We start from the raw sequence: 14,327 nt of genomic DNA on the forward strand, positions 1-14,327 counted from the left end.
CGTCCATCGGAACGCGAAACTCTGCGAGGGTGTGGGTCGGCATGACCGAAGGGAAGTTGAAGGGGCGTGAGCGCGAACTGGCGGCGCTGCTCACGCGGTTGGCGTCCTGGCGCCTGGTGTCCCTGGTGGGCCCCTCGGGGGTGGGCAGGACCCGGCTCGCGCGGGAGGCCGTCGAGCACGTACGCGCGCGTGGCCGGCGCGAAGTGGTGTGGGAATCGGGGGCCGGACTCGACGCGAGCGTGCTGGCCGGGGTCGTGGTCCGGCTGCGGCACCGGCTCGGGGTCCGGCCGGGACGGCGCCTGCGCGCGCGGCCGCTGCTCGTCCTGGACGACTGGGAGCACCTCGGCGGTGCGGGCACCGACCTGATCGCCGCGCTCCTGGAGGACGTGCCGGGGCTCACCGTGCTGCGGATCTCCGACCGGCCGAGCTGGCTGCGCGGTGAAGCGGTGCACCGGCTGCCGCCGCTGAGCCCGAGCGCCGCGGTCGGGCTGCTCGCCGACGCGGCGGGCGGCCGGCTCCTGGCCGACCCCGCCGCCGCCACCCGCGCCACCGCCCTCGCCCACCGCCTGGACGGGCTGCCCGGCCCACTCCTCGACGCCGGCCGGCGCCTGCGGGGACCCGGGGGCCTGGCGGCCGTGGAGCTCCGCCCGTACAGCTCGCGGGCGCTGGCGGAGGCCGAGCGGGCCTACGCGCGCAGCACCCGCGGCGAGCGCGAACTCCTGCGCCGGCTCGCCGTGTTCGAGGGCGACTTCGACCTGCGGGCGGTGCGCGACGTGTGTGCCTCGGGAGCGCTGCCCGCCGCGCGCGTCCCGGTCCTGATGGAGCGGGTCGCGCCCTTCGCCCTCGTGCCGGGCGGCCAGGGGGAGCACGACGGCGGGCCGCGGTCCCGGCTCACCGGGCCGATGCGGGAGGTGTGCCTGCGGGCCCTGGAAGCGGCCGGGGAGCGCTGGGCGCTCGCCCTGCGCCACCGGACGTGGTGCGCCCGGCTCGCCCGGCGGGCCGCGGACTGCTGGAGCCGCGGGCGGCAGCGGGAGGCACGCGCCCTCGTGCTGCGTCAACTCCCCGACCTCCAACGGGCGATGGACCCCCGCACCGGGTCTCTCTCGGCGACGGTGGAAGCGGGTGTCGCCCTCGACACCGTGGTGCACCTGTGGTTCCTGTGGGTGGCGTGCGGCCGGGCGCGGGAGGGGCGGGCGGCGCTGCGCAGGGTGCTGCGGCTGCACCAGGAGCCGGTGCCGGGCCGCGCCTGGTGGCTCGCCGGATACCTGGAACTGCTGTGCGCCGACGACAAGGCCGCCGAGGCCGCTCTCGTGAACGGTCGGCTCGCGGCCGAGCGGGACGGCGACGACCGCTGCCTCGGTCTGCTCGCGCACACCCGGGGCGTCGCCGCGCTGCGCCAGGGGAACGTGCGCGAGGCGACCGAGGCGTTCCGGTCGGCCCTCGAACTCCTCGGCGAGGCCCCGGGGTTCGGTCCCGGCGGTGCCGGGACCCGGGCGGCCCTCGCGCTCGCCCTGGTCCGTACGGACCCGGAGGCCGCTCAGGAACTGGTGCTGCCGAGGTCGGGGGCGGCCGAGGTGCACGACCCGTGGGCCGAGGCCTGGCTCGGGCACGCGCAGGCCGAGCTGCTGCGCTGGGAGGGCGGCCCGCTGGACGTCGCGGCCGAGGAGGCGGGCCGCGCGTTGCACAGCCACCTCGCCCACGACGACACGGAGGGCGCCGCCTGCACCGCCGAACTCGCCGCCGACATCGCGGCGGCCCGCGGCCGCACCGGGCTCGCCTCCGAACTGCTGCGCAGCGCCGACGAGTTGCGGGGCGCGGGCCCCCGCGCGGCCGCGTACTGCGCACCGGTCCGCCGGCGCGTGGAGGCGGTGCTGCGGCCCCCGGCCGGCGCCCGGCGGTCGTTCCCCAGGCGGGCCGCGGCCGCCGTCGCCCGGGGGCGTGCGGGACCCCGGCCGGGTTCCGACGCCCGCGCGGCCGGTCCGTGAGGTGCCCGATCGGCGCGGTGTCAGGCCGCCGGCACCTTGTCCAGGAAGCCGCGGACGTCCCGGATCCGGCCGTCCTCGTCCAGGACCAGGACATCGAAGCCGATCACCGGCGGCTCGGCCCCCTCGGGGCCCAGGCCCCACTGGAACCGCACCTGCCGGTGATGGGCGTCCACCTCGCCGACGACGGTGAACACGAAGCCCGGGAACTGCTGGTGCACCCCTTCGACCAGCGCGGTGAGCGCGGCGTGGCCCGCCACCTCGGCCAGCGGGTCGGTGTAGGTGGCGTCGGCCGCCCAGTGCTCGGCGACGAGCTTCGTGAGCTGCTCGCCCTGAGCGTTCCAGGTGGCGAGGTAGGCGTCGACGGCGGGGTGTGCGGTCATGGTCGAACCTCCGGTGTGCCGTGGTGTGTTGACGTGCACCACACTGGCCGGGCCGCGGCGCAGGCTCCATGACCTCACAGGTCATGGAGGGCGCGCCCCGCCGCCGTACGCTGCCGTCATGAGCACCCTCGTGGACTCCCTCGCCCCGGCGGACACCCCGGACGCCCGCACGGTCGGCCCGCTGCTGCGGGGCTGGCGCGAACGACGCCGCTTCAGCCAGCAGGAGCTGTCCAACCGCTCCGCGGTCTCCACCCGGCACCTCAGCCGTGTGGAGACCGGCAGGGCGCACCCGACGCCCGAGATGATCCTGCATCTCGCGGACCACCTCGACGTGCCGCTGCGCGCCCGCAACCAGTTGCTCCTCGCGGGCGGCTACGCGCCGCAGTACCGCGACCGGGACCTGGCGGATGCCTCGCTCGCGGTCGTCATGGACGGACTGCGGGGCCTCCTGGACGCCCATATGCCCTACCCGGCCCTGCTGCTGGACACCTACTGGGACGTCGTCGACGCCAACGCGGGTGTGGCCGCGCTCCTCGAAGGGTGTGCGCCCCGGCTCCTCGAACCCCCGATCAACGTCATCCGGCTGTGCGTGCACGAGCAGGGCCTCGCCCCGAGGATCCGCAACTTCACGGAGTGGGCCTCCCACCTGCACCACCAGCTGGTCCACCGCGCCGAACGCACCCACGACCCGCGCCACTTCGCGCTGGCCGAGGAGACCGCGCGGCACCTCGCCGCCGTGCCCCGCTCCGCTCCCACCGGCAGCCCCGTCCTCACACTGGAACTCACCGTGCCGGACGCCGCGCCACTGCGCTTCTTCAGCACCTCCGCGCAGCTCACCACGCCCGCCGACGCGGCGCTCGAAGGTCTCCACCTGGAGACGTTCCTGCCGGCGGACGCGGCGACGCGCCGCCGCTTCGAAAACAACTCGTAGCCGGACGGGTCTTCTTGGTAGGACTGGCACATGATCGAGAACGCCACGCCGCACCAACTCGCCCCACTGGAGCGCCTCCTGGCGGAGCGCGCCTGCGAACGGCTGATCCTGGAGCTCGTGCGCCGCCTCGACCTCGGCGACCCGGGCACGGTCTGCGATCTCTTCACCCCCGACGGCGTCTGGGAATGGCCCTACGACAGCCGGAGGATCGAGGGCAGGGAGGCCCTGCGCGCCTACTTCGGCGGCCGCCCGGCCGACCGCCTGTCCCGGCGGATGTGCACGAACATCCTGGTCACCGTCGACTCACCGGACACCGCCACGGCCACCACGTACTTCGCCACCTACCGGGTCGACGGCTACAGCGGTGACGCGATCGTCCCGACCCGGCTGCCCGCGAACGTCGGCCACTACGAGGACACCTTCCGCAAGCTGGACGGCCGTTGGCTGCTGGCGAGCCGGACGCTGATCCTCCCGTTCGGCGGACCGACCGCACACGTCGATGAGGTCGACCGGGCCCGGTGAGCCGCGGGCGGCGAGGCCGCGGCCGGGCGCTGACCCCATGCGTACGCCCCCGTGGTCGGCGGACCAACGGGGGCGTACGGCTCAGTGGGGCCGCCAGGCTCAGACGGAGCGGTGGTACTGGTCAGGTACGTGGCTGTCGGCGCCCAGTTCGCGTGCCGCGTGGCGGGCGAAGGACGGGTCGCGCAGCAGCTCGCGGCCGACGAGGACCGCGTCGGCCTCACCGTTGGCGAGGATCTTCTCGGCCTGCTCGGGCTCGGTGATGAGGCCGACCGCGGCGGCCGGGACGCCGGCCTCGTTGCGGACGCGGGCCGCGAAGGGGACCTGGTAGCCGGGGCCGACCGGGATGCGGACGCCGGCCGCGTTGCCGCCGGTCGACACGTCGATGAGGTCCACGCCGTGCTCCTTCAGCTCGGCGGCGAACCGGACGGTGTCGTCGGCGGTCCAGCCCTCCTCGCCGTCCAGCCAGTCGGTCGCGGAGATGCGGAAGAGCAGCGGCAGCTCCTCGGGCCACACCTCGCGGACCGCGTCCACCACCTCGAGGGCGAAACGAGTGCGGTTCTCGTAGGAGCCGCCGTACTCGTCCGTGCGCTTGTTGGAGTGCGGGGACAGGAACTCGCCGATCAGGTAGCCGTGCGCGCCGTGCAGCTCGATGACCTGGAAACCGGCGTCCAGGGAGCGGCGGGCGGCGTCGACGAACTGCTGGACGATCTCCTTGATCGCCTCGACCGTCAGCTCGGCGGGCACCGGGTGCTTCTCGTCGAAGGGCACCGCGCTCGGGGCGACGGCCTCCCAGCCGTACGCGTCCGGGCCGACCGGAGCGCCGCCCTTCCAGGGCTGGTCGGTCGAGGCCTTGCGGCCCGCGTGGCCCAGCTGGATGCCCGGCACGGTGTTCTGCGACTTCAGGAACGAGGTGATCCGGCGGAAGGCCTCGACCTGCGTGTCGTTCCAGATGCCGAGGTCCTGCGGCGAGATCCGGCCCTCGGGGGAGACGCCCGTCGCCTCGACGATGATCAGGCCGGTGCCGCCCGCGGCCCGCGCCCCGTAGTGCTGGAAGTGCCAGTCGTTCGGCGCACCCACGAGCGGACCCTCGGGAGCCGCGCTGTACTGGCACATCGGCGGCATCCACACGCGGTTGGGGATGGTCAGGGACCGCAGGGTGTAGGGCTCGAACAGTGCGCTCACGGCGGACTCCATTCGGTGTGGATCTCGGTGTGGATCGCGGATGTGCCTCGCGGACGGCGACGAGGACCTGCCTAGTACGATAGCCACCGTAGTACGGCGGATGTCAAACTACGAGGGTTCTCGTACAATGGCCGCAACGCACGGCAGGCATCCAGCCACCCGCACCGCGAAGGGGAGTCGTCCATGACGACCGCAGCACCGCACACCGAGGCCGCAACCGGCGGTCGTACGCTCGCGCACCCCGACCGCGCGGAGATCCGGCTCGAAACGGTGCTGCACGCGCTGTCCGACCCGATGCGCATGGCCGTCGTCCGCGAGATGGCGGTGTCGGCGGAGGCAGAGCTGTCCTGTTCGGCCTTCGACCTGCCCGTCACGAAGTCCACCACCACGCACCACTTCCGGGTGCTGCGCGAGGCGGGGGTGATCGAGCAGGTCTACCGGGGGACCGCCAAGATGAACGGGCTGCGCAGGGCCGACCTAGACGCGCTCTTCCCCGGCCTTCTGGACCACATCCTCGACGCGGCCGCCCGGCAGGAGAACCGGCTCGACGGGAAGTGACGGCGTCGAACCCGCCTTCTGCGGCAGGTGGTTGAAGAGCAGGTTCAGCGCGATCGCCGTCAGGCAGCCCGCGCTGATGCCGCTGTCCATCACCGTCTGGAACCAGTTGGGGAAGTGCTCGTAGAGCGTCGGCACGCCCACCGGCAGGATGCCGATCGCCACCGAGACCGCCACGACCGTCAGATTGCTGTTGCCCTCGAAGTCCACCTTCGCCAGGGTCCGCAGACCGCTCGCCGCGACCGTCCCGAACATCACGAGCCCCGCGCCGCCGAGCACCGGAGAGGGGATCGCGGCGACCACCGCGCCCAGCTTCGGCAGCAGCCCGAGCAGGATCAGGATGCCGCCGGAGACGGCGACCACCCACCGGCTGCGCACCTTCGTCATGCCGACGAGGCCGACGTTCTGCGCGAACGCCGTGTACGGGAAGGTGTTGAAGACGCCGCCGAGCACGGTCGAGAAGCCGTCGGCGCGCAGGCCGTCGCCGAGCGCGCGCCGGTCCACCGGCCGGTCCGTCATCTCGCCGACCGCGATGAAGTCACCGGTCGTCTCGGTGATCGTCACCAGCGCCACGATCAGCATCGACACGATGGCCGCCGCGTGGAACTCCGGGGCGCCGAAGTGGAAGGGCGTGCTGATCCCGACCCAGTTCGCGTCGCCGACCGCGGAGAAGTCCGTGAAGCCGGTGGGTATCGCCACCGCCGTGCCCGCCACGATGCCGACCAGCACCGCGACCCGGCTCAGGGCGGGCGGCGCGAACCGCTGCACGCCGAGCACGAGCACCAGGACCAGCGCCGCGAGCCCGAGGTTCTTCGGGTCCCCGAAGTCCTTCGCGCCGGAGCCGCCCGCCGCCCACGTGCCCGCCGTCGGCAGCAGTGACAGGCCGATGATCAGGATGACCGTGCCCGTGACCAGGGGCGGGAAGAAGCGCAGCAGCCGCCCGAAGACCGGTGCGAGCAGCATCATCGCGAGGCCGGCGACGATCACCGCGCCGTAGATCGCCGGCAGCCCGCCGCCCGTCGTGCCGATCAGCACCATCGGCGACACGGCCGCGAACGTACAGCCCTGCACGATCGGCAGCCGGATGCCGAAGCGCCACACCCCCACGCACTGGATGAGGGTGGCGATACCGCACACCAGCAGATCGGCGGTGATCAGATACGCGAGGTCGGCGGGCGGCAGCTTCATCGCGCCGCCCACGATCAGCGGCACGGCGACCGCGCCCGCGTACATGGCGAGCACGTGTTGCAGCCCGAACGCCGCCAACTGGCGTACGGGCGGGACCTGGTCCACGGGGTGCGTTGTCATGCACGAGAACGTAATGAGCTTGAACGTTTTGTTGATTTCCGTGGTGTTGCCGCTACGTGTCCGAGCCCCCAGGACGCCTCGGATCGGCTACGAATCCCGCGCCGCGCCCAACAGGCCCTCCCAGTCGGCGATCTTCACCGAGCCCCGCCCGAGCCCCCGCCCCAGCTCTGCCTCGGCCCGCTCGATCGCCCGCCATCCGTCCCACAGCACGGGTCGCGCCCCGGCCGCGATCAGGCCGGTCAGCGGGTCCCGCGCGGTACCGGATTCCGGCCCGCCTTCTGTACTGGCCGCCGTGCCGGTCAGATCGTCCAGGAGCGAGGTGACGGTCTCCTTGGCGCAGGGCCGGTTGGTGCCGATCACGCCCGTCGGGCCGCGCTTGATCCACCCGGCGACGTACTCGCCGGGTGCCACCCGCGCATCCCGCAGCACCCGCCCCGCCTCGTGCGGCACCGTTCCGCCGCGCTCGTCGAACGGCAGACCCTCCAGCGGCACCCCGCGATAGCCCACCGACCGCAGGACGAGCTGGGCGTCGATCTCCTCGAACACGCCCGTGCCGACGACGCCCCCGTGCCCGTCCGGCCGCGTCCGCTCGAAGCGGACCCCCGCCACCCGCCCGCCCTCGCCCGCGAGGACCTCGACGGGGCGCAGGTAGAACCGCAGATGAATCCGGCGACGGGCGCCTCGGGGCGGTTCGGCGGCCCAGCCGCGCAGCACCTCCACGTTGCGCCGCAGCGCGGCGGGCAGCGCGGACGGGTCGGCGTACGCAGGGTCGAGCGCCAACTCGGCCTCGTCGACGACCACTTCGGTGTCCGGGAGGCCGCCCAGTTCGCGCAGCTCCTTCGTGGTGAAGCGGGCCTGCGAGGGGCCGCGCCGACCCACCATGTGCACATCCACGACCTCGCTGGCGGCGAGGGTGTCCAGCGCGGCACCGGGCATGTCGGTGGGCAGGAGTTCCGTGACGCCGCGGGCCAGCATCCGGGTCACGTCCACCGACACATTGCCCACGCCGATGGCGACGGCCGCCCGCACACCCCGTACGAAACCGCCGTCGACCGCGTCGGGGTGCGCGCTGTACCAGGCCACGAAGTCGGTCGCCGACCAGCTGCCCGGCAGGTCCTCGCCGGGAATCCCGAGCCGCCGGTCGGCCGCCGCGCCCACGCAGTACACCACCGCGTCGTACAGCTCCAAAAGCTTCGCGGGCGGCAGCGCCGGGCCGATCTCCACGCCGCCGAGGAAGCGGACCCGCTCGTCCTCCAGGACCGCCCGCAGATTGCTCTGCAACGACTTGATCTTCTCGTGGTCCGGGGCGACGCCGTAGCGCACGAGCCCGTACGGGCAGGGGAGCCGGTCGAGCACATCGACGCGGATGTCCGGGACGCGGTCCTGCCGCACGAGGCCCTGCGCGGTGTAGACCCCGCTCGGACCCGAACCGACGACGGCGATGTGCGGCACGGGATGCTCCCTCCGCCGAGGTGCTGATGTGTTCCAGCATGACACCGGGAGAGGCGGCGGGGGAGGGGCGCGGGGGCGGCGCTCAGGACATGTCGCGCATCCGCTCGATCTCGCTGGTCTGCTGCGAGATCACATCGTCGGCCATCTCCTCCACCTGCACGTTGTTCCCGCCGCTCTTGACCTCCGTGGCCATCGTCACGGCCCCCTGGTGGTGCGTGATCATCAGCTTCACGAACAACTCGTCGAACGCCTTGCCCTTCGCGGCCCGCAGCGTCTTCAGCTGGGCCTCGGTCGCCATCCCCGGCATCGCGCCGTGCCCCTGGTGACCCTCGGGCTTCTCCGCGCGGTGGTACTTCTTCAGCCAGCCGCGCATCATCTCGACCTCCGGCCCCTGCGCGGCGGTGATCCGCTCGGCGAGCCCCTCGACCTGCTCCGACTCGGCCCGCTTCGGGGCCAGTTCGGTCATCTTCAGGGCCTGCTCGTGGTGCGGGATCATCATCTGCGCGTACTGGACGTCGGCGGAGTTCGGGGTGTCGTCCGTGCCGCGCTTCTTCGCGTCCTTGGCCGACAGGGTCTCGGCCGCGTCGCCCGGCTTCCCCGGCGCGATCACCGAAGGACCGTCGGACGCGCCGGAGTTGGCCTTGCCGGCGTCGCTGGAGCCCCCGGAGTCGCACCCGGTCAATGCCAGCGCCGACATCGCCGCCAGCGCGGCGACGGCAACTTTCATGACGATTACGTTGCCAGCTATTGATCTGTGCATGAGGAGGACGATACTCGGGGAGATCCGTGAATCGTTCACGTACGAGCGAAGTCACCGTCACCCAAGGAGACAACAGTGACCCTGTACTCCCCCCGAACACGGCGCAGACGCCTGGGAGTTGCCACCGCGGCGGCCGGACTCCTCGCGGCGCTGCTCGCCGCGGGCCCCGTTTCGGCGACGCCCGACCCGGGCGACAAGTCGGCGGCTCCCAAGAGCGTGTCGAAGAGCACCGAGGCCGAGGTCGAGAAGGCGATATCCGCCGGCGACATACCCGGCCAGGACGAGGTCGTCCACTCGGACAACATCCAGCACGTCACGAACATCCCCAAGGACGCGCTGCCCGGCACCAACTCGGACCTCGCCTTCCAGGGCAAGTACGCCTTCGCCGGGAACTACGACGGGTTCCGCGTCTTCGACATCAGCAACCCGAAGGCGCCGAAGACGGTCGCCCAGGTGCTGTGTCCCGGCTCCCAGAACGACGTCTCCGTCTCCGGGAACCTGCTGTTCCTGTCCACGGACAGCTCCCGCAGCGACGACTCGTGCGCCTCCACCACCCAGCCGGCGAGCGAGAAGTCGTCCTGGGAGGGCATGAAGGTCTTCGACATCAGCGACAAGGCGAACCCGAAGTACGTCTCCGCCGTCGAGACCGCGTGCGGTTCGCACACCCACACCCTGGTGCCGGAGAAGAAGAACGTCTACGTCTACGTCTCCTCGTACTCGCCGAGCGCGACGTTCCCCGACTGCCAGCCGCCGCACGACGGCATCTCGGTCATCAAGGTGCCCCGCAGCGCGCCGCAGAAGGCGGCCGTCGTGAACTTCCCGGTCCTGTTCCCCGGTGAGGGCGCGGACGGCGGCGGCAACCCCGGTGCGCCCACCAACCCGGGCGTCTCCAAGACCACCGGCTGCCACGACATCACGGTCCTGCCCTCCAAGGACCTCGCGGCGGGCGCCTGCATGGGCGACGGCATCCTGTTCTCCATCGCGGACCCGGAGAACCCGAAGGTCATCGACCAGGTCCAGGACAACGTCAACTTCGCGTTCTGGCACTCGGCGACCTTCAACCAGAAGGCCAACAAGGTCGTCTTCACCGACGAGCTGGGCGGCGGTGGCGCGGCCACCTGCAACGCGGAGATCGGCCCGGACCGCGGCGCGAACGGCATCTACGACATCACCGGCAAGGGCGACAAGCGCAAGCTCGTCTTCAAGAGCTACTTCAAGATCCCGCGCCACCAGGCCGACACCGAGAACTGTGTCGCGCACAACGGCTCGCTGATCCCGGTCAAGGGCAAGGACCTCATGGTGCAGGCCTGGTACCAGGGCGGCGTCTCCGTCTGGGACTTCACGGACTCCACGAAGCCCAAGGAGATCGGCTACTTCGAGCGCGGCCCGCTCAGCACCGACAAGATCCAGACGGGCGGCTCCTGGAGCGCGTACTACTACAACGGGTACGTGTTCTCGAACGACATCGCGAAGGGCTTCGACGTCCTGAAGATCAACGACTCCCGCACCGACCCGGCGTCGAAGATCCGCCTTGGCGAGCTCAACGTCCAGACGCAGCCGGACTACTTCGGCTGACCGCTCGGCTCACCGCTGACGGCCGGTGACAGCGGCTCGAAGTAGCGCGAGAAATCGGCCGGTCTGCCGTGGGCGGGGCTCCCGTCGGACGACGCGTCATCCTCGTCGTCCGGCGGGAAGCCCCATTTCCACTCCAGTTCGTAGCGGCGGAACAGCTCGGCGCGCATCGTGGTGAGCCGCATCGGCACCCCCGGCACGAGCATCGAGAACACGGCGCCCATCAGCACGGCGCGCAGCATCGGATAGTCCGTGTCGACGTCCAGCGTCCCGTGCCGCACGACGGTGTCGCGCAGGAGCGCCGCGAGCCGCTGCTGCTCAGGGCACTGCACGAAGCCCTCGGCCTGCAGGATTCCCGCCATGTGCGTGCGCATGAGGACGGGTTGGTCGTGGGCGAGGCCGAGGATCGCGTCGATCGCGCGGGCCAGCCGCTCGTCACCGTCGTCGAGCCCGGGACGCGGCTCCCGCTCCAGCGCCTCCGCGAGCGTGCGGTGCATCAGCCGGTGCACGGCGGACTGCAGCAACTGCCGCTTGCCCGGGAAGTAGTACGAGATCAGGCCGCGCGCCGAACGGGCGCGGTCCGCGATGTCGCCGAGCGTCGTCGCGTCGTATCCGCGCTCCCCGACGAGCTCCAGCGTCGCCCGCAGGAGCCGCTCGCGGGAGCGTCGGCGCAACTCCTCATTGACCGATGCGCTGCGGGGGGACATTCTTGACTCCTGCGTTGACTGGCTCGCAGCCAACTATACTCAGCGCTTCCCGGCCACCGGCCTGTTGGGTGTGGTGTGCGCGGGAGGGCCGGCCGTATTCGGGCGACGCGGGGGATCGTCCGAATACGGTCGTGTCATGTGCGGGGCCGTCAGGTGCCGCCACATCATGTACCGCGGTGTCATGTGTCGGGGCGTCACGTGAAGGCGGCTCGGATCTGGTCGAGCACCGGGCGCAGCCCGTCGGGGCGGGCCTCGGCCGGTAGATGGTCCACGAAGTGCACGGCGCAGCCCAGCTCGGCCGCCCCGGCGTCCGCGTGCCGGTCGTCGCCCACCATCAGCGCGTCGCCGGGAGCCACGCCCAGCGCCTCCAGCGCCGCCGTGAACAGCCGGGTGTCAGGCTTCTGGACGCCGTGCCGGTACGACAGGACGTACGCGTCGATGTACTGGTCGAGGCCGTGGGCCACGAAGACGGGGCGCGGGTCCCAGCCGATGTTGCTGATCACGGCCACCGGAAGTCCGCGCTCGCGCAGGCCGGCGAGGACCTCGCGGGCGTCCGGGTAGGGCCGCCAGGCGTCCGGCGTCATGTGCCGGTCGTACAGGGCGTCGTAGAGCCGCTCGTCGGGCAGCGGCACCTGGCGGGCCAGGCCCGTGTACGCGGCGCGGTGCCGCGAGGCGTCCACGTCGCGGACGGCGACGAGCTCGGCGAGGTGCGCGGGCACGTTCGTCTGGTGCGTGCTGCCGCCGGGCAGTGCTCCCGCGGCCTCCAGGCCGTCCGCCGCCCGCTTGAACTCGTCCTCCGGCAGCGCGAGTTCGTGTGCGTCGAGCACGGCGCGCAGCCAGGACTCGGTGGACTCGATGCGGAAGAGGGTCCCGGAGAAGTCGAACAGCACGGCTTTGATCGTCATGCGACCGATCCTCCGGCGCTTCGAACCCGCCGGTCAAGCACGGGCGTTGGGCGCGATCCACTTGCCGTACGCGGCCGTGGACAGTGTCACCGTCAGCGCGCCGAGGAGCCAGCCGGCCAGCACGTCCGAGGGCCAGTGCACCCCCAGCCACAGGCGGGTCAGGCCGACGCCGAGCACCGACACCACGGCGAGCGCGAGCACGGTGCGCCACAGCGTCCGCCCGGCTCCGTACCGCCGCAGCAGCCACAGGACGAGCGCGCACACCACGGTCGCCGTCATCGCGTGTCCCGAGGGGAACGCCGCGTAGTGCGCCGAGTCCACCGGGTCGCGCCAGGCCGGGCGCGGCCGGTCGACGGCGGCCTTCAGGCCCTGTTGCAGCAGCGTGCCGACCAGGCAGGTGGCCGCCACCCAGCCCGCGAGCAGCAGGTCCCGCAGCCGCCACACGAGGACCAGCACGATCACCGCGCACAGCAGCCGCATGGTCCAGGGGTCCCACACCCAGTCGGTCAGGACGCGATTGACCTGCGTGACGCCGGGTTCGGCGAGGGCCCGGCCGTGCAGCGAGCGGGCGATGTCCCGGTCGAGGTCCATCAGCGGGTCCCAGCGGAGCGCCACCAGGGCGAGCAGGAGTACGGAGGGCAGGGCGAGCGCGGCCGTGAGCGCGCGGACGGGTCGGGGGCGTCGGGGCGGGGAGTCGAGCCGTGCCGGGTGCATGGGAACGATCCTCGCTCATGGGTCGCGCCGCGGGCCATCCCGGTGGGCCCTGCGGCGTGGTCTCAGGGCCGGTATCCAGCCCGATCCGTCCGTCGGAAAGGTACTAACCCAGCGCCCGCAGGGCGGGGACGAAGGTGACCAGGAGGGGGACGAGCGGGATCAGCGCCGCGGCCGCCGTGAGGCGCAGCCGGTGCACGGGCGTCAGGCGCGACGGCGGCGCGAGCAGCCGGTGCACACGCTGCGGGACCTGCGCGTGCGGCGTCGGGCAGGGGCCGAACACCCCACGGTCCTCGTTGAGTTCCACCAGCGCGAGCGCGATGCTCATGCGCCCGAAGCGGCGCGAGGCGACGTCGTCCGCAGCCAGTTCCACCAGGCGGTGCATCTCGCCCCGGAACGAGGCGAACACCGGAACCTGCGGAAAACCGGCGGCCAGCGCGCCCGAGCAGTGCAGCAGCCAGTCGTGCCGCCAGCGCGCGTGCCCCATCTCGTGCGCGAGCACGGCGTCCAGCTGGCGCCCCTTCAGTCGCCGCAGGGCGGCCGTGGTGATGATGAGCTGGGGTGTCGTGCCCGACATCCACCAGGCGTCCGGGCGCTTGCCCTCCAGGATGACGAGGCGGTCGGGGCCCGGCTCCTCGCCCGGCAACAGCGGTGCGCGCTGAAGGAGTTCGGTCCGCCGGGCGCGCCGCCGCGCTCGCGCGCCGAGCACCTCGCGCACCAGCATCGCCGCCGTCCACGCCCCGCCCAGGGCGAGCGTCACGGCGACGGTCGCCGCCCACGGCCCGGCGGCGCGCAGCGCGTACGCGTCCACGACCCCGTGCGGCGCCGCCGCGAAGACATGGCCGCGCACGGCGCCCCAGGCGGCCGCCGCGCTCAACGTCATCGACAGGGCGCAGCACAGCAGTACGCCCGCCACCACGCACTGCCACGCCCACAGCGCGACGATCGGCTCCCGCTCCGTCCAGTCCGCGCGCGCGAGCAGCCTCGGCGCGACCAGGGCGGCAAGGGCGCCGAGCAGCAACAGTGCTACGGGGACCGTCATGGCCTTCACCCTATGAGGCGAGCGCTACCCACGGGTATGGCCTGGGGCGTCAAGTGACGCACGCCACGGTTTCGTTGGCCGGTCCGCTACATCGTCAGCAGCATCGCCAGCATCCCGATCCCCATCGAGAGGCGGCAGGCTCGGGCCAGTTCGGGGCGGTCGCCCCAGCCGGGGGGGGCGGGGGGGGGCGGGCGGGGGGCGCCGCGGGGGGGGGGTTCCACGCGGGGGTGGGGTTGGGCGGGCCGTTATTTGTAGCGCGGGGGGCCACGGGCGGCGGCCGCCCCCCCCAACACAACGGCGATGGGGGGGCGGTGT

At 72.6% G+C, this 14,327-nt stretch carries 14 protein-coding genes and 1 pseudogene; 5 read left to right on the forward strand and 10 right to left on the reverse strand.

Annotated elements, in window-relative coordinates; translation table 11 throughout:
• The first annotated feature begins 41 nt into the window (after positions 1–41).
• On the forward strand, positions 42–1,985 hold the full coding sequence (locus ACFV9W_RS31005; RefSeq protein ID WP_385767499.1) for an ATP-binding protein: 1,944 nt from the start codon (positions 42–44) through the stop codon (positions 1,983–1,985).
• Between the two features lie 20 nt (positions 1,986–2,005).
• Here the strand turns inward: ACFV9W_RS31005 and ACFV9W_RS31010 are convergent, their stop codons facing one another.
• Positions 2,006–2,365: a nuclear transport factor 2 family protein gene (locus ACFV9W_RS31010; RefSeq protein ID WP_385767502.1), complete on the reverse strand. Its 360-nt coding sequence runs from the start codon at positions 2,363–2,365 to the stop codon at positions 2,006–2,008.
• Positions 2,366–2,483: 118 nt separating this feature from the next.
• Between ACFV9W_RS31010 and ACFV9W_RS31015 the strand changes: the two genes are divergently transcribed.
• A complete protein-coding gene (locus tag ACFV9W_RS31015; RefSeq protein WP_385767505.1) occupies positions 2,484–3,296 on the forward strand; it encodes a helix-turn-helix domain-containing protein in 813 nt (270 codons plus the stop codon).
• Positions 3,297–3,326: 30 nt separating this feature from the next.
• Positions 3,327–3,818, forward strand: coding sequence for a nuclear transport factor 2 family protein (locus ACFV9W_RS31020; RefSeq protein WP_385767508.1), 492 nt, complete (start codon positions 3,327–3,329; stop codon positions 3,816–3,818).
• A 99-nt stretch (positions 3,819–3,917) separates the two neighbouring features.
• Here the strand turns inward: ACFV9W_RS31020 and ACFV9W_RS31025 are convergent, their stop codons facing one another.
• Positions 3,918–5,000 (reverse strand): NADH:flavin oxidoreductase/NADH oxidase, encoded by a 1,083-nt coding sequence (locus ACFV9W_RS31025; protein ID WP_385767511.1) that lies wholly within the window; start codon positions 4,998–5,000, stop codon positions 3,918–3,920.
• Positions 5,001–5,183: 183 nt separating this feature from the next.
• On the opposite strand from ACFV9W_RS31025, the gene ACFV9W_RS31030 reads away from it, so the two are divergent.
• The gene (locus ACFV9W_RS31030; RefSeq protein WP_385767513.1) at positions 5,184–5,558 is read left to right on the forward strand and encodes an ArsR/SmtB family transcription factor; all 375 of its coding nucleotides are present in this window, start codon (positions 5,184–5,186) and stop codon (positions 5,556–5,558) included.
• On the opposite strand, the gene ACFV9W_RS31035 is transcribed toward ACFV9W_RS31030, so the two are convergent.
• From ACFV9W_RS31035 to ACFV9W_RS31045, 3 genes are all read right to left on the reverse strand, one after another.
• Positions 5,478–6,863, reverse strand: coding sequence for a nucleobase:cation symporter-2 family protein (locus ACFV9W_RS31035; RefSeq protein ID WP_385767516.1), 1,386 nt, complete (start codon positions 6,861–6,863; stop codon positions 5,478–5,480). The genes ACFV9W_RS31030 and ACFV9W_RS31035 overlap by 81 nt on opposite strands.
• Before the next feature lie 87 nt (positions 6,864–6,950).
• On the reverse strand, positions 6,951–8,315 hold the full coding sequence (locus ACFV9W_RS31040; protein ID WP_385767519.1) for an NADP oxidoreductase: 1,365 nt from the start codon (positions 8,313–8,315) through the stop codon (positions 6,951–6,953).
• A gap of 82 nt (positions 8,316–8,397) precedes the next feature.
• A complete protein-coding gene (locus ACFV9W_RS31045; RefSeq protein ID WP_385767521.1) occupies positions 8,398–9,042 on the reverse strand; it encodes a DUF305 domain-containing protein in 645 nt (214 codons plus the stop codon).
• Between the two features lie 108 nt (positions 9,043–9,150).
• Between ACFV9W_RS31045 and ACFV9W_RS31050 the strand changes: the two genes are divergently transcribed.
• Positions 9,151–10,650, forward strand: coding sequence for an LVIVD repeat-containing protein (locus tag ACFV9W_RS31050; protein ID WP_385767524.1), 1,500 nt, complete (start codon positions 9,151–9,153; stop codon positions 10,648–10,650).
• On the opposite strand, the gene ACFV9W_RS31055 is transcribed toward ACFV9W_RS31050, so the two are convergent.
• The 5 genes and pseudogenes from ACFV9W_RS31055 to ACFV9W_RS31075 all read right to left on the reverse strand — a co-directional run.
• A complete protein-coding gene (locus ACFV9W_RS31055; protein ID WP_385767527.1) occupies positions 10,638–11,354 on the reverse strand; it encodes a TetR/AcrR family transcriptional regulator in 717 nt (238 codons plus the stop codon). The two genes, ACFV9W_RS31050 and ACFV9W_RS31055, sit on opposite strands and share 13 nt — an antisense overlap.
• Positions 11,355–11,548: 194 nt before the next feature.
• On the reverse strand, positions 11,549–12,259 hold the full coding sequence (locus tag ACFV9W_RS31060) for an HAD family hydrolase (RefSeq protein WP_385767529.1): 711 nt from the start codon (positions 12,257–12,259) through the stop codon (positions 11,549–11,551).
• A gap of 33 nt (positions 12,260–12,292) precedes the next feature.
• The gene (locus tag ACFV9W_RS31065; protein ID WP_385767533.1) at positions 12,293–12,973 is read right to left on the reverse strand and encodes a phosphatase PAP2 family protein; all 681 of its coding nucleotides are present in this window, start codon (positions 12,971–12,973) and stop codon (positions 12,293–12,295) included.
• A gap of 103 nt (positions 12,974–13,076) precedes the next feature.
• Positions 13,077–14,012: a M56 family metallopeptidase gene (locus tag ACFV9W_RS31070; protein WP_385767536.1), complete on the reverse strand. Its 936-nt coding sequence runs from the start codon at positions 14,010–14,012 to the stop codon at positions 13,077–13,079.
• A gap of 86 nt (positions 14,013–14,098) precedes the next feature.
• Positions 14,099–14,191: pseudogene (locus ACFV9W_RS31075) on the reverse strand (DUF5134 domain-containing protein); the annotation flags it as partial.
• Between the last annotated feature and the right edge of the window lie 136 nt (positions 14,192–14,327).

Source organism: Streptomyces sp. NPDC059897 (genome assembly GCF_042730865.1).
GTDB lineage: Bacteria > Actinomycetota > Actinomycetes > Streptomycetales > Streptomycetaceae > Streptomyces.

Excerpts from the sequence above, each read along its gene's own strand:
- ACFV9W_RS31060 (WP_385767529.1), bottom strand. The coding sequence starts at position 12,259 with ATGACGATCAAAGCCGTGCTGTTCGACTTCTCCGGGACCCTCTTCCGC.
- ACFV9W_RS31065 (WP_385767533.1), bottom strand. The coding sequence starts at position 12,973 with ATGCACCCGGCACGGCTCGACTCCCCGCCCCGACGCCCCCGACCCGTC.
- ACFV9W_RS31020 (WP_385767508.1), top strand. The coding sequence starts at position 3,327 with ATGATCGAGAACGCCACGCCGCACCAACTCGCCCCACTGGAGCGCCTC.
- ACFV9W_RS31015 (WP_385767505.1), top strand. The coding sequence starts at position 2,484 with ATGAGCACCCTCGTGGACTCCCTCGCCCCGGCGGACACCCCGGACGCC.
- ACFV9W_RS31010 (WP_385767502.1), bottom strand. The coding sequence starts at position 2,365 with ATGACCGCACACCCCGCCGTCGACGCCTACCTCGCCACCTGGAACGCT.
- ACFV9W_RS31055 (WP_385767527.1), bottom strand. The coding sequence starts at position 11,354 with ATGTCCCCCCGCAGCGCATCGGTCAATGAGGAGTTGCGCCGACGCTCC.
- ACFV9W_RS31035 (WP_385767516.1), bottom strand. The coding sequence starts at position 6,863 with ATGACAACGCACCCCGTGGACCAGGTCCCGCCCGTACGCCAGTTGGCG.
- ACFV9W_RS31005 (WP_385767499.1), top strand. The coding sequence starts at position 42 with ATGACCGAAGGGAAGTTGAAGGGGCGTGAGCGCGAACTGGCGGCGCTG.
- ACFV9W_RS31030 (WP_385767513.1), top strand. The coding sequence starts at position 5,184 with ATGACGACCGCAGCACCGCACACCGAGGCCGCAACCGGCGGTCGTACG.
- ACFV9W_RS31070 (WP_385767536.1), bottom strand. The coding sequence starts at position 14,012 with ATGACGGTCCCCGTAGCACTGTTGCTGCTCGGCGCCCTTGCCGCCCTG.
- ACFV9W_RS31045 (WP_385767521.1), bottom strand. The coding sequence starts at position 9,042 with ATGAAAGTTGCCGTCGCCGCGCTGGCGGCGATGTCGGCGCTGGCATTG.